This is a genomic window from Pseudomonas sp. BN102 (assembly GCF_029871245.1).
Lineage (GTDB): Bacteria > Pseudomonadota > Gammaproteobacteria > Pseudomonadales > Pseudomonadaceae > Metapseudomonas.
Map to the genome: position 1 here is coordinate 69,510 of NZ_SSON01000067.1, position 14,792 is coordinate 84,301.

Annotated in this window: 6 protein-coding genes and 1 pseudogene; 3 read left to right on the forward strand and 4 right to left on the reverse strand. The window is 65.3% G+C overall.

The window, feature by feature from the left end:
- Window positions 1–348: 348 nt before the first annotated feature.
- From E8F12_RS14890 to E8F12_RS14900, 3 genes are read left to right on the forward strand one after another with little or no spacing between them, the layout of a single operon-like run.
- Window positions 349–1,194, forward strand: coding sequence for a sulfotransferase (locus tag E8F12_RS14890; protein WP_280326024.1), 846 nt, complete (start codon window positions 349–351; stop codon window positions 1,192–1,194).
- Between the two features lie 50 nt (window positions 1,195–1,244).
- On the forward strand, window positions 1,245–9,347 hold the full coding sequence (locus E8F12_RS14895) for an Ig-like domain-containing protein (RefSeq protein ID WP_280326025.1): 8,103 nt from the start codon (window positions 1,245–1,247) through the stop codon (window positions 9,345–9,347).
- A 52-nt stretch (window positions 9,348–9,399) separates the two neighbouring features.
- Complete coding sequence (locus tag E8F12_RS14900) at window positions 9,400–10,896, forward strand: TolC family protein (RefSeq protein ID WP_280326026.1); 1,497 nt, start codon at window positions 9,400–9,402, stop codon at window positions 10,894–10,896.
- A gap of 274 nt (window positions 10,897–11,170) precedes the next feature.
- Here E8F12_RS14900 and E8F12_RS14905 read toward each other — a convergent pair.
- The 4 genes and pseudogenes from E8F12_RS14905 to E8F12_RS14920 all read right to left on the reverse strand — a co-directional run.
- A pseudogene (locus E8F12_RS14905) lies at window positions 11,171–11,725 on the reverse strand (cytochrome c); the annotation flags it as partial.
- 10 nt (window positions 11,726–11,735) lie between these two features.
- Window positions 11,736–12,665, reverse strand: a complete 930-nt coding sequence (locus tag E8F12_RS14910) for a copper resistance protein B (protein WP_280326027.1) — start codon at window positions 12,663–12,665, stop codon at window positions 11,736–11,738.
- Window positions 12,655–12,942 (reverse strand): hypothetical protein, encoded by a 288-nt coding sequence (locus E8F12_RS14915; RefSeq protein ID WP_280326028.1) that lies wholly within the window; start codon window positions 12,940–12,942, stop codon window positions 12,655–12,657. Before E8F12_RS14915 ends, E8F12_RS14910 begins: the two co-directional genes overlap by 11 nt.
- A gap of 11 nt (window positions 12,943–12,953) precedes the next feature.
- Complete coding sequence (locus E8F12_RS14920; protein ID WP_280326029.1) at window positions 12,954–14,738, reverse strand: copper resistance system multicopper oxidase; 1,785 nt, start codon at window positions 14,736–14,738, stop codon at window positions 12,954–12,956.
- Window positions 14,739–14,792: the final 54 nt, after the last annotated feature.

Genomic DNA, 14,792 nt, shown 5'->3' on the forward strand with positions numbered 1-14,792 from the left:
CCTGGGGTTATGAGCAGATTTATGTCTGGCCGGATAAACAGCGATAGCGACATCTGGTTGCATTCCGCCCACGATGTGCACCCGCCGCTCTACTTCATGCTGCTGCACGGCTAGATCGAAGTCTTTGGCGACGGCATCTTTTCAATCTGCAGTTTCAGCGCCTGGCCGGGGATTGCCTGTATCGGGATTGGCGTGTTGCTTAATCGATTAACTCTCAGACATAGAGAGGCTGGCGGCTTCTTGAGCACATATTCCTTTTGGTTTTGCTTCAAGTTGATATTAAAACACCACTAGTCTGTCTTCTTACCTTGCACTAGGATCTGTCCTACAAATGGACTTGGGTCTAGGGTGAAAGGATTGCCGCAGTTCCACTTTATCTCCGGTTTACCGCGCTCAGGGTCTACCCTGCTGTCTGCCATTCTGTTGCAGAACCCGCGTTTTCATGCCGGCATGACCAGCCCGGTCGGTGCGCTGTTCAGCGGCATCCTCGAACAATGCAGTGCCGGCAGCGAATTCGGTGCCGTCATCGACATCGACATGCGCCGCCGCTTGCTGCGCGGACTGTTCGACTCCTACTACGCCGACAAGGCCGACAAACCCGTCATCTTCGATACCAATCGCCAATGGTGCGCGCGCCTGCCGGCCCTGCAAGACCTGTTTCCCAAGGCCAAGACCATTGCCTGTGTGCGCAATGTCGCCTGGGTCATGGACAGCCTCGAACGGCTGTACCGGGCCAACCCGTTCGAAAACACCAAGCTGTTCGGCGATGCGTCCGAGCGCAACTCGGTTTACAGCCGCTGCGAAACCCTGGCCCAGCACAACCGGCTGGTGGGTTATGCCTGGACGGCCCTGAAAGAAGCCTATTACGGCGAAAACGCCGGTTCGATGCTGATCGTCGACTACGACCTGCTGAGCCAGGCTCCCGATCGGGTGATGCGGCTGGTTTATGACTTTATCGGCGAACCCTGGTTCGAGCACGATTTCGACAGCCTGGCCTACGACGCGCCCGAGTTCGATCAGGCGCTGGGGGTCTCGGGCCTGCACAAGGTCAAGGCCAGGGTGGCGCTGGAACCACGGCGCACCATCCTGCCGCCGGATCTGTTCGAGAAGTATGCAGAGCTGTCTTTCTGGAGAGATGGGGCGTCCAGCGCCGCCAACGTCATTCGTATGAAGTCCGACACCGCGATCCGTTGATCGCGGTTTTCATTTTGGGCCTTTCAGAACTTCGAGTCCGGGTGAGCATCATGTGGTGGAGCAAAGGTAAGTCGCGGGTTACACAACGGGCCGCCGGGCAGGCGAACGCCCTGGCCTCACCGATGATCATGCCTCTGGAACCGCGCATGCTGCTCGATGGCGCGGTGGCAGCCACGGTGGCCGACGCCGCCCAGCCGGACAGCAACGCCACGACGGATGCGGCCAAGACGCCCACCGCCTCCGATCAGCCGAGTGCCAGCAAAGACACCCACGCCCAGACCGATGCGACGCTGGCAGCGGCTCCGACGGCGGTACCGGGCCAGACGGTGGTGTTCGTCGATTCGCGGGTCAAGGACGCCGACAGCCTGCTCAACGGCATGGCGCCCGGTACCCAGGTGGTGCAACTGGGCGCCGGCCAGGATGGCCTGCAGCAGATCGCCGATTACCTGGACCAGCATCAGGGCTTCAGCTCGTTGCAGATCATTGCCCACGGCAATGCCGGGGACCTGTGGCTCGGCGACAGCTACCTGTCGGCCGACAACGTCGAGGCCCGCAGTGCCGTGCTGGCGGAAATCGGCAAGGACATGAACGCCGGCGGCGATATCCTCATCTATGCCTGCTACACCGCCGAAGGCGAGCGTGGGGTGAGCTTCGTCGATTCCCTGGCCCAGCTCAGCGGACGCGACGTGGCCGCTTCGAGCAATCGCACCGGGGTGGGCGGCGACTGGGACCTGGAGATCGCCACTGGCACTATCGAAAGCGCCAACGTGCTGTCCGGCCAGGCGATGAACGACTACCAGTGGGGGCTGGCGACCTGGACTGCCACCAACAACGCCAACACCGGCGTGGGTTCGCTGCGGGCGGCGCTGGCGTCGGCGCAGAACGGCGACATCGTTACCTTCAACGGCAGCATGACGGTGCAGCTGACCTCCGAACTGCTGGTCAACAAGAACGTCACCATCGATGGCGACCTGAACAACGACGGCGCGGCGGACGTGATCCTGGACGGCCAGTACAGGACCCGGGTCATTGAGGTGACCGCGGGCAGTACCGTAACCCTGGATGGCCTGGTGATCACCCGAGGCCTGATCTCGGGCAACGGTGGCAACGGCGGGTATGGCGCGACCGGCGCCATGGCCGGGGGGATTTTCAACGCCGGCAATCTTACCCTCAGGAACGTCACCGTGACCTCCAACGCGGCCTCGGGCGGCGGCGGCGGGGGTGGCGTCACCGGAGCGTTTTACGGCGGTGGCGGCGGTGGTGGCGGCGGGCTGGGGGGCCAGGGTGGCGGCCACGGCGGTTCCGCCGGCCCCGGCACCGGCACACTGGGCGGCCAGGCCGGCGGCGGTGGCGTGGGCGGTTATGGCGGCGGCTACGACGCCACCCACATGGGCGGTCGCGGCGGTACCAGCACTGGCGGCGCGGGCGGTCTGGGCGTGTCTTATTACAGCAACGGCGGCAACGGCGCCACGGCCACCAACGGCACCATTTCCATCGGCGGGGGCGGCGGCGGCGCGGGTTGGGACAAGGTCGGTGGTGCGGGCGGCAACGCCGCCGGCGGTATCTATAACGCCTCCAGCGGCACCATCACCGTGATTGGCACGTCGACCATCAGCAACAACATCGGCGCGGGCGGCGGCGGTGGCGGTGGTGGAGGCTACGGCAGCAACGCCAGCAACGGCGGGATCGGTGGCCGGGGCGTCGGCGCGGTCTGGAACAAGGGCACATTCCTGATCACCGCGGCCAACTTCGCCGCCTTGAGCGGTAACGCGGCTGCCAGTGGCGCCGGTGGTACAGCGCAGGGTGGTGGCACCACCGGTACTTCACCGACGTCTGTAGCGACCATCTACAACGACGGCGGCATCCTCAACACCGCCTTTGCACCACCACCCACCGCGACCATCGTAGTGGCGGATACCGCGCTGAGAATCGGCGAAACCTCGCTGGTGACCATCACCTTCTCCGAGGCAGTGACCGGTTTCACCAATGCCGACTTGACCATTGCCAACGGCACGCTGACCGCCGTGAGCAGCAGCGACGGTGGCATCACCTGGACTGCCACCTTCACCCCGACTTCGAGCATCACCGATACCAGCAACGTGATCACCCTGGATAACACCGGGGTGATCAATAGCCTTGGCACCGCCGGGGTCGGCACCACCAATTCCAGCAACTATGCGATCGATACCGTACGGCCGACGGCGACTATCGTGGTGGCGGACAATGCCTTGAGAGTCGGCGAAACTTCGCTGGTGACCATCACCTTCAGCGAGGCAGTGAGCGGTCTCACCAATGCCGACCTGACCATCGCCAACGGCACCCTGAGCGCGGTGAGCAGCAGCGACGGCGGCATCACCTGGACCGCCACCTTCACCCCGAGCGCCAGCATCAGCGATACCAGCAACCTGATCACCCTGGACAACACCGGCATCGCCGATCTGGCCGGCAACGCCGGTAGCGGCACCACAGATTCCAACAACTACGTCATCGACACCGTACGCCCGACCGCGACTATCGTGGTCGCCGACAGCACCCTCGCGGCGGGCGAAACCTCCCTGGTGACCATTACCTTCAGCGAGGCGGTGAGCGGTTTCACCAACGCCGACCTGACCATCGCCAACGGCACGCTGAGCGCAGTGAGCAGCAGCGACGGCGGCATCACCTGGACCGCCACCTTCACCCCGACCGATGGCATCAGCGATGCCAGCAACCTGATCACCCTGAACAACACCGGGATCAGCGACCTGGCCGGCAATACCGGCAGTGGCACCACGAACTCGGGCAACTATGTGATCAACACCGCGCACCCGACCGCGACTATCGTGGTCGCCGACAATGCCTTGAGGATCGGTGAAACCTCGCTGGTGACCATCACCTTCTCCGAAGCGGTGAGCGGCTTCACCAATGCCGACCTGACGGTGTCCAACGGCACCCTGAGCGCGGTGAGCAGCAGCGACGGCGGCATCACCTGGACCGCGACCTTCACCCCGACGGCCAGCATCACCGACACAACCAACCTGATCACCCTGGACAACACCGGCGTACAGAACGCCGTGGGCAACCTGGGCGTGGGCACCACCAACTCGAACAACTACGCCATCGATACGGTTCGGCCGACCGCGACCATAGTGGTAGCGGACACCGCGCTGAGGGTTGGTGAAACCTCGCTGGTGACCATCACCTTCAGCGAGGCGGTGAGCGGTTTCACCAACGCCGACCTGACGATCGCCAACGGCACCCTGAGCGCCGTCAGCAGCAGCGACGGCGGCATCACCTGGACTGCGACCTTCACCCCGAGCGCCAGCATCAGCGATACCAGCAACCTGATCACCCTGGACAACACCGGCATCGCCGATCTGGCCGGCAACGCCGGTAGCGGCACCACCGACTCCAACAACTACGCAATCGATACGGTGCGGCCGACCGCGACCATCGTGGTCGCCGACAGCAGCCTCAGCGCCGGTGAAACTACCCTGGTGACCATTACCTTCAGCGAGGCGGTGAGCGGCTTCACCAACGCCGACCTGACCATCGCCAACGGTACCCTGACCGCGGTGAGCAGCAGCGATGGCGGCATTACCTGGACCGCGACCTTTACCCCGACCGTCGGTATCGCCGATGCCAGCAACCTGATCACCCTGAACAACACCGGGGTCACCGACCTGGCTGGAAACACCGGCACCGGGACGACCAACTCGAACAACTACAGCATCGACACCGTCCTACCGACCGCGACCATCATAGTGGCGGACAACGCCTTGAAAATCGGTGAAACCTCGCTGGTGACCATCACCTTCTCCGAGGCAGTGACCGGCCTTACCAACGCCGACCTGACGATCGCCAACGGCACCTTGACCGCGGTGAGCAGCAGCGACGGTGGCATCACCTGGACCGCCACCTTCACCCCGACTTCGAGCATCACTGATACCACCAACCTGATTACCCTGGATAACAGCGGTGTGACCAACGCCTCTGGCAACGCCGGCAGCGGCACCACCGATTCCAACAATTACGCCATCGATACGGTTCGGCCGACGGCGACCATAGTCGTCGCCGACAGCGCCCTGGGCGTAGGACAGACGTCATTGGTGACCTTCACCTTCTCCGAGGCGGTGAGCGGCTTCACCAACGCTGACTTGACCGTCGCCAATGGCACCTTGAGCGCGGTGAGCAGCAGCGACGGCGGCATCACCTGGACCGCCACCTTCACCCCGACGGCGGGCATCACCGATACCAGCAACATCATTCAGCTGAACAACAGCGGGATCCAGGACCTGTCCGGCAATGCCGGCAGCGGCACCACCGATTCCAACAATTACGCGATCGACAGCCAGCGTCCGACCGCCACCATCGTCCTCGCCGATTCGACCCTCAAGGCCGGCGAAACCTCGTTGGTGACCATCACTTTCAGCGAGGCGGTGAGCGGTTTCACCAACGCCGACCTGACCATCGCCAACGGCAGCTTGAGCGCCGTCAGCAGCAGCGACGGCGGCATCACCTGGACCGCCACCTTCACCCCGACAGCGGGCATCACTGACCTGAGCAACCTCATCAGCCTGAACAACGCCGGGGTCAGCGACCTAGCGGGCAACGTCGGAACCGGCACCACCAACTCCGGCAACTACAGCATCGAAACCGTAGTGCCGACGGCCACCATCGTGATCGCCGACACGGCCCTGAAAGCCGGTGAAACCAGCCTGGTGACCATCACCTTCAGCGAGGCGGTGAGCGGCTTCACCAACGCCGACCTGACGATCGCCAACGGCACCCTGAGTGCCGTCAGCAGCAGCGACGGCGGTATCACCTGGACTGCGACCTTCACCCCGAGCGCCAGCATCAGCGATACCAGCAACGTCATCACCCTGGACAATAGCGGTGTGACCAACGCCTCCGGCAACGCCGGCAGCGGCACCACCGACTCGAACAACTACGCTATCGACACCGCTCGCCCGACCGCGACCATCGTGGTCACGGACAGCGCCCTGGGGGTGGGCCAGACCTCGCTGGTGACCATCACCTTCAGCGAGGCGGTGAGCGGTTTCACCAACGCCGACCTGATCATCGACAACGGCACCTTGAGTGCGGTCAGCAGCAGCGATGGCGGTATCACCTGGACTGCCACCCTGACCCCGGCAGCAGGCATCACCGATACCAGCAACCTCATCCAGCTGGACAACAGCGGGGTCCAGGACCTGTCCGGCAATGCCGGCAGCGGTACCACCAGCTCCAACAACTATGTGATCGATACCGTACGGCCCACCGCCAGCATCGTGGTGGCCGATACGGCGTTGAAGGCCGGCGAAACTTCGCTGGTGACCATCACTTTTTCTGAAGCCGTGAGCGGCTTCAGCAACGCCGACCTGATCATCGCCAACGGCACGCTGAGCGCCGTCAGCAGCAGCGACGGCGGCATCACCTGGACGGCGACGCTGACCCCAGCGGCGGGTATTACCGATACCAGCAACCTGATCAACCTGGATAACACCGGTGTGACGGATCTGGCGGGCAATAGCGGAACCGGCACCACCGATTCCAACAACTACGTCATCGATGTCGTGGCCCCCACGGTGACCTCAGTCAACGTACCGGCCAACGGCACCTATGTGGCCGGGCAGAACCTCGACTTCACCGTCAACCTGAGCGAAGCGGTGACCGTCGACACCACGGGCGGCACGCCGCGCCTGGCCGTCACCCTGGACAGCGGCGGCACTGTCTTCGCCGACTACCTCAGCGGCTCCGGCAGCACCGCGCTGGTGTTTCGCCTGACCGTTGCCAGCGGGCAGCTGGACAGCAACGGCATCAGCGTCGGCAGCGCCATCCAGGCCAACGGCGCGACCCTGCGCGATGGGCTGGGCAATGACGCCGACCCCAGCCTGAACAACGTTGCCAGCACCACCGGTGTGCAGGTGGATGCCGTGGCGCCGGGTGTGGCCAGCGTCAGCGTACCGAGCTGGCTTCAATACAGGGCCGGCGACCTGCTGACCTTCGTGGTCAACGCCAGCGAGGTGGTGTTCGTCAACGGCACCCCGCGTCTGGCCCTGGATATCGGCGGCAGCACCGTATTCGCCGACTACCTGTCCGGTTCCGGCACCAACGCCCTGGTGTTCCGGTACAGCGTGCAACCCGGCGACAACGACGCCGACGGCATCACCGTGACCGGCCTGGCCAACAATGGCGCGACCCTGCGCGATGTCGCCGGCAATGACATGACCCTGAGCCTGAATAATGTGGGCGATACCCGCGGCGTGGTGATCGACACCCGGTTGCCGAGTGCCAGTGGCATAGCGCGGGTCGATGCCAGCCCGACCAATGCGGGCAGCGTGCGCTACACCATCACCTTCGACGAGGACGTGAGTGGCGTCGACCTGGCCGACTTCAGCCTGGTGACCACCGGGACTGCCAGCGGCAGCCTGGACAGCCTGGTCCAGGTGGATGGCCGCACCTATACCCTGACCGTCAATGGCTTGTCCGGCACTGGTACCCTCGGCCTCGACCTGAATGCCAGCGGCACCGGCATTATCGACGGTGCCCGCAACCCCCTCGGCGGCGGACTGGTGGGCGCCCTGTACAGCCTGGACCGCGATGCGCCAGCGGTCACCAGCGTGGATGTGCCGGCCAACGGCACCTACGTGGCCGGGCAGAACCTCGACTTCACCGTCAACCTCAGCGAAGCGGTAACCGTCGATACCAGCGGCGGCACGCCGCGCATCGCCATCAGCCTGGAGGGCGGCGGCACGGTGTTCGCCGAGTACCTCAGCGGTTCAGGCACCACCGCCTTGATGTTCCGCCTGACCATCGCCAGTGGCCAGTTCGACAGCAACGGCATCAGCGTCGGCAGCGCCGTCCTGGCCAACGGCGCGACCCTGCGCGATGCCGTGGGCAACGACGCAGTCACCACCCTCAACGGTGCGGGCAGCACCACGGATGTGCGGTTGGACGCGGTAGTGCCCACCGTGGGCAGCGTCAGCGTGCCGGCGGGCGTGCAATACAACGCCGGCGATGTGCTGACCTTCGTGGTCAATGCCAGCGAGGCGGTGATCGTCAATGGCACGCCGCGCCTGGCCCTGGAAATCGGCGGCACCACAGTGTTCGCCGACTATGTGGCCGGCTCCGGCACTGCCACCCTGGTGTTCCAGTACCGTGTCCAGGCGGGCGACAGCGACGCCGATGGTATCGCCGTCAGCGGTCTCGCCAGCAATGGCGCGACTCTGCGCGATGCGGCCGGCAATGCCATGCCCCTGAGCCTGAACGGCGTAGGCGACACCCGCGGGGTGATCGTCGACACCACCGCGCCCAGCGCCGACAGCCTGGTTCGCGCCGACGCCTCGCCCACCGCGGCCCGCACCCTGCGTTTCACCCTGACTTTCAGCGAGGGCGTCTCCGGACTGGAACTCGACTACTTCAGCCTGAACACCACCGGGAATGCCGTCGGCACCCTGCAATCGCTGGTGCAGGTGGACGCGCGGACCTACCAGGTCATCGTCGGCAATGTCGCCGGCAACGGTTCGCTGGGCATCAGCCTGAACAGCCCCGGCAACGGCATCAGCGATGCCGCCGGGAACCTCCTGGTCGGCAGCCTGGTGGGCGAAAGCTATGTGCTCAGCCAGAGCGACGGTGACCCGCAGTTCCGCGTCGAATCGCCGGTGAGCATCCTGGAAACACCCCATGTGCCGATCGACATACTCCTGCCGGGGCCACCGCCGCCGCCCTTCAGCTCGCCGCTGTTGCCGCTGCCGCTGTTCGAAGTGCAGACCCTGGGCAGCGGCTTCCCGACCCTGGGCAGCATCTTCAGCCACAGCGGCGCCGTGGCGCCCAGCTTCATCGCCCAGGTATTCGCCGGCGGCGGGGCCGGTGGAGGCGAGGGCATGGACAGCAGCTTCCTCGGTTTCGGCGGGGGCGACGCCGGGGTATTCGGCACCAGCAACCTGTCCAGCTTCTTCGACAAGGACATGCCGCAGGATTCCGCCGAGATGAACATTTTCGACGGCAAGCAATGGCGCGGCTCGGGGGAGACCGGTCAGGGCCAGCGGGGCGGCTTCGGCGCGCCGACGCTGGGCCAGCAACTGCAGGACATCAAGGACAACGAACAACGCCAGCTCAAGGAGCTGGCCTGGGCACTGGGGCAGGTCGGTAGCAACCGGCCCCAGGCGTGATCGGACTCGAATCATAAAAATGTATGTGCCGCGATTAGGGGGCGGACCAGGGATGAGCAGAACAGGGAAATTCTTCAGTGTCAGCGTGCTGGCGCTGGCCATCAGCGGTTGCGCGGTAACCAGCCAGCCCATCGACCGCAGCGTCAGCGAGCAGCGTGCGCGCCAGGACCTGCAGACGATGTTCAAGGACCAGGAGCCCGTGAGCGGGCCCCTTACCCTGCATGAGGCCATGGCCCGTGCGGTCAAGTACAACCTCGAGGCGCGCCTGAAGGTGATGGAAGAGGCCCTGGCCAAGCGGCAGGTGGACCTCGCCAGCTTCGACATGCTGCCGCGCATGGCCATGGAAGCGGGCTACGCCGGGCGCAGCAACGTCAGCGCCGCCAGCAGCCGGAGCGTACTGACCAACACCCAGTCCCTGGAGCCCTCGACTTCCCAGGACCGCGACCGTGGCGTGGCCGACCTGACCATGGTCTGGAACGTGCTGGACTTCGGTGTCAGCTATGTCAGCGCCAAGCAGCAGGCCGACCAGCGTCTGATCGTCCAGGAGCGCCGCCGCAAGGTGGTCCACACCATCATCCAGGATGTGCGCTCGGCCTACTGGCGCGCCGTGGCCGCCGACCGCCTGCTGAAGCAGATCGACGGCCTGATGGCGCGCGTCGATGAAGCCCGCGACAGCAGCCAGCGCATGAGCCGGGAACGCATCGGCGACCCGGTGCAGGCGCTCAGCTACCAGCGCGCCCTGATCGATGCCACCCGCCAGCTGGAAGAGCAGCGCCGCGCGCTGTCCCTGGCCAAGACCGAACTGGCCGCGCTGATCAACCTGCCGTTAAACACCGACTTCAGCCTGGCTGCCAGCCCCGACTACCAGGTGCCGGAACTCAAGGTGGACATCGGCCGCCTGGAAGAAGAAGCCCTGGCCAGCCGTCCCGAACTGCGCGAGCAAGACTATCAGGCACGCATCAGCGCCGCGGAAACCCGCAAGGCCATGCTGCGCTTGCTGCCGGGCCTGGAGTTCTCCGCTGGCGGCCACTACGACAGCAACTCCTTCCTGGTGAACCAGAGCTGGGCCGACTACGGCGTGAAAGTCACCTGGAACCTGTTCAACGCCATTTCCGCACCGGCCGCCATCGACGTCGCCAAGGCCGGCGAGTCCGTCGCTGCTGCCCGCCGCCAGGCCATGTCCATGGCCGTGCTGGCGCAGCTCTACGTGGCCAACGCCAACTTCCACGAAGCCCAGCGCCAATTCCAGACCAACCAGCAACTGGCCGACCTGGATGGCCAGATCGCCGAGCAACTGCGCAACCGCTACAAGACCCAGAGCATCGGCGAACTGGACCTGATCCAGGGCGAACTCAACACCCTCAATGCCCAGCTCGAGCGCGACCTCTCCTACGCCGAACTGCGCAACGCCTACGCCCAGCTCTTCGTCAGCGCCGGCGTCGATCCGCTGCCGGAAACCCTGCCGGACAGCAACCTCAGCACCATCGCCGGCGCGCTGGAAAGCAGCGAATCGCGCTGGGCGAGCGGGGATATCGGAGTGGCGAAGTAGGGTAGAGGGACGGGGATGAGGGGCCGTGCGGCCCTTGGTGGAAATCGCTTCGCGGTCTCCACCGGGCCCGGCTGGCGCGAAAGCCCCAGGCGCGCGTCATCTCTCCGTAGGTTGGGCTGAGCTCTGCGAAGCCCAACGGTCCAGACGTCGGAGCCCGGGCTGTTGGGCTTCGCTTCGCTCTGCGCCAACCTACGAGATCGAGTCCACCCGCAACGCGGGTTGCCTGGCACCGCCCCAACCCTTAATGCGCATGCCCTTCCTCCTCCACCACATCCCCCTCATGCCCATGCACGGCACCTTCCCCGCCGCCATGCTGGTGCCCGGCGCTGCCGGCCACCAATTGGCGATACTCGGACGCATTCATTGCCGGTAACCGCTGCAGGAAGGCCACCATGCCCCAGATGTGCTCATCACCCATGCTCTTGCCCCAGGCCGGCATGCCGGTGGCCTTGATGCCGTGCTTGATCACCCAGAAGGCCGCCGCCGGGTCGCCGTCCGCACCCTGGCGGGCGAGGTTCGGCGGGGCGGGGTAGAGCGCCTGGCTGAGCTCGCTGGCGTCCACATCGGGGGCGAGGTGGCAGCCCACGCACATGGAGTCGTAATTGCCAGCGCCGGCGCGGACCAGCGCCGGGTCATCCAGCGGCGGCACCTGGATATCGCGCGCCCGTACTTCGATGGAGCGGTCCCGCGCGGCGGTGAGGAAGGCGTGCACCAGGGAATAGTGCGGGTCGTCGGCGGCGACGTTCACCACGCCGCTGTAGACCACGCCGCCCACGCCGGCGGCGGTCACCAGGCCGGCGAGGGCCAGGGTCTTTATTGTTCTTTTCATTGAAGGGGTCTCAGAACCAGAAGCGGATACCGGCGACGAAGCGCGCCTCGTCGTTGTCATCACCTTCCTCGCGGGCGAAGTCGGCGGTGTTGCCGTAATTGCGATTCCAGGTCACGCCGATGTAGGGCGCGAACTCGCGGACGATCTCGTAGCGCAGGCGCAGGCCCACCTCGGTGTTGCCCAGCCCTGAACCCACGCCGCGTTCGTGGTCGTTGCGGCCGTAGAGGTTCACCTCCGCCGTGGGCTGCAGGATCAGCCGGTTGCTCAGCAGGATGTCGTAGTCGCCTTCCAGCCGCAGGGCGCTCTGGCCGTTCTCGCCGAAAAAGGCCGTGGCCTCGGTTTCCAGGCCGTACAGGGGCATGCCTTGCACGCCGAAGGCCGCCCAGGTCTGTGGCGAGCCGGGCTTGAAGTCCTGGCGGACACCGGCCACCAGCTCCCACCAGGGGCTGACGGCGCGACCGTAGAGCGCCTGCACTTCGGCTTCCTCGGTCTTGCCGTTGGCACGTTCGCCTTCCGTGCGGAACCAGAATCGGTTGATGTCGCGGCCTATCCAGCCCGAAGCATCCCAACTCAGCACGCTGGCGTCGTCGGCGTCCTGGTATTCCAGCTTATCCATCAGGAAGAGGCTGTTGATGCTGCCGGTGTGCATGTGGTGGGGAGGCTGCTGCGGGAAGGCGGCGGCGCGGTCGGCCTCGGTAGGCACGGGGATGGGTGTGCGGCTGCCATAGCCGGACGGCTGTGCCTGGTCCTTCTCGCCGTGATCCATCTGGCCGTGGTTCATCTGGCTGTGCTCCATGGAGCCGTGATCCATCTGGCCGTGGTTCATCTGGCTATGGTCCATTGAACCGTGATCCATGGTTTCGGCCGCCCTCGCGCTACCGGCCGCGGCAAGGGCCACGGCCAGGGCGAGCAGGGCAGGGCGCTTGAGACTACTGGTCATCTTTGCGATCCGTCTTGGGCTTGCCGTCGTGGCCCTGTTGCATGGCGCCATGGTCCATCTTGCTGTGGTCCATGCCCTGCATCTTGCTGTGATCCATGTTCTGCATCTGGCTGTGGTCCATCTGCCCGTGGTTCATCTGTCCATGGCTCATCTGGTCATGGTTCATCGACTGCGCGTCGGCGGCATTTGTCTTCTGCTTGTCACCGGCCCAGGCGGCGGGTGCCAGCAGGGCGAAGGCCAGGGCGGCGGCGGTAAGGGTCTGCATGGCTTTGTTCATTGGTCTCTCCTTCATTCGTCCACACGGACTTCGCGGAACATGCCCATTTCCATGTGGAAGAGCAGGTGGCAGTGGTAGGCCCAGCGGCCCAGGGCGTCGGCCGTGACGCGGTAGCTGCGTTTCGAGCCGGGCGGAATATCGACGGTGTGCTTGCGCACCAGGAAGTTGCCCGCCTCGTCCTCCAGGTCGCTCCACATACCGTGGAGGTGGATGGGGTGGGTCATCATGGTGTCGTTGACCAGGGTGACGCGCAGGCGCTCGCCGTACTTCAGAACCAGCGGTTCTGCGTCGGCAAAGGGAATGCCGTTGAAGGACCAGGAGAAGCGCTCCATGTGCCCCGTGAGGTGCAGTTCGATGGTGCGGCTCGGCTCGCGGCCGTCCGGGTCGGGGAAGGTGCTGCGCAGGTCGGCGTAGGTCAGCACCCGGCGGCCGTTATCACGCAGGCCGATGCCGGGGTCGGCCAGCTTGGGTACCGGCGTCATGGTCTGCATGTCCACCAGCGGGTTGTCGGTTTCCGAGGCGGGATGGGCCTGCATCTGGCTGCCCATGCCGGCCATGCCGGAGTGGTCCATACCGGCCATCTTGGAATGGTCCATGCCTGACATGCCGGAATGGTCCATGCCGGCCATGCCCGAGTGATCCATCCCCGCCATCTCGCCATGGCCCATGCCGCCGTGGTCCATGCCCATGTCGGCCATGTCGATCAGCGGGCGCGGGTCAGGCTCCGGCACTGGCGCGCTCAGCCCCTCGCGCACGGCCAGGGTGCCGCGGGCGTAGCCGGAGCGGTCCATGGACTGGGCGAAAATCGTGTAGGCCTCTCCGCCTGCGGGCTCCACCAGCACGTCATAGGTTTCGGCTACGGCGATGCGGAATTCGTCCACGCTCACCGGCTCCACCGGCTGGCCGTCGGCGGCCACCACCGTCATCTTCAGGCCGGGGATGCGCACGTCGAAGTAGCTCATGGCCGAGCCGTTGATAAAGCGCAGGCGGATCTTCTCTCCCGGCTGAAACAGCCCCGTCCAGTTGCCGTTCGGCGCCTGGCCGTTGAGCAGGTAGGTGTAGGTGGCGCCGCTCACGTCCGCGAGATCGGTAGGGCTCATCTTCATCTCCGCCCACATCTTGCGGTCGGCCATGGCAGCGGCCCAGCCCTGCTCGCTGACGTCATCGATGAAGTCGCCGACGGTGCGCCTGTGCTGGTTGTAGTAGTCGGACTGCTTCTTCAGCTTGGCCATGACGCGGGCCGGGTCTTCGTCGGTCCAGTCGCTCAGCATCACCACGTAGTCGCGGTCGTACTGGAAGGGTTCCGGCTCCTTCGGGTCGATCACCAGGGGGCCGTACACGCCCACCTGTTCCTGGAAGCCGGAATGGCTGTGGTACCAGTAGGTGCCGTGCTGCTTAACCTGGAAGCGGTACTCGTACATGCCATCCGGGGCGATGCCGGCGAAGCTGAAGCCCGGCACGCCGTCCATGTTGGCCGGCAGGATGATGCCGTGCCAGTGGATGGAGGTCTCCTCGTCCAGGCGGTTGCGCACCCGCAGGGTCACGGTGTCGCCCTCGCGCCAGCGCAGCAGCGGGCCGGGCAGGGTGCCGTTGATAGTCTTGGCGAGTCGCGCCTTGCCGGTGAGGTTCACCGGCGTCTCGCCAATGAACAGGTCGAATTCGGTGCCGCTGAGCACCGCAGGCGCGCCCGGGCTGGTCACCGCCCAGACGGGCGTCTTCCACAGCCCCAGGCCACCAAGTATGCCGCCAGCGGCCAGGCCTTTGACGAAGGTCCGCCGCGAGGTTTTGCACTGCATGCCGTTTCAATCCAGTCAGTCGAAAGAGGCACCGCGCAGCACTCTCGCTGCGCG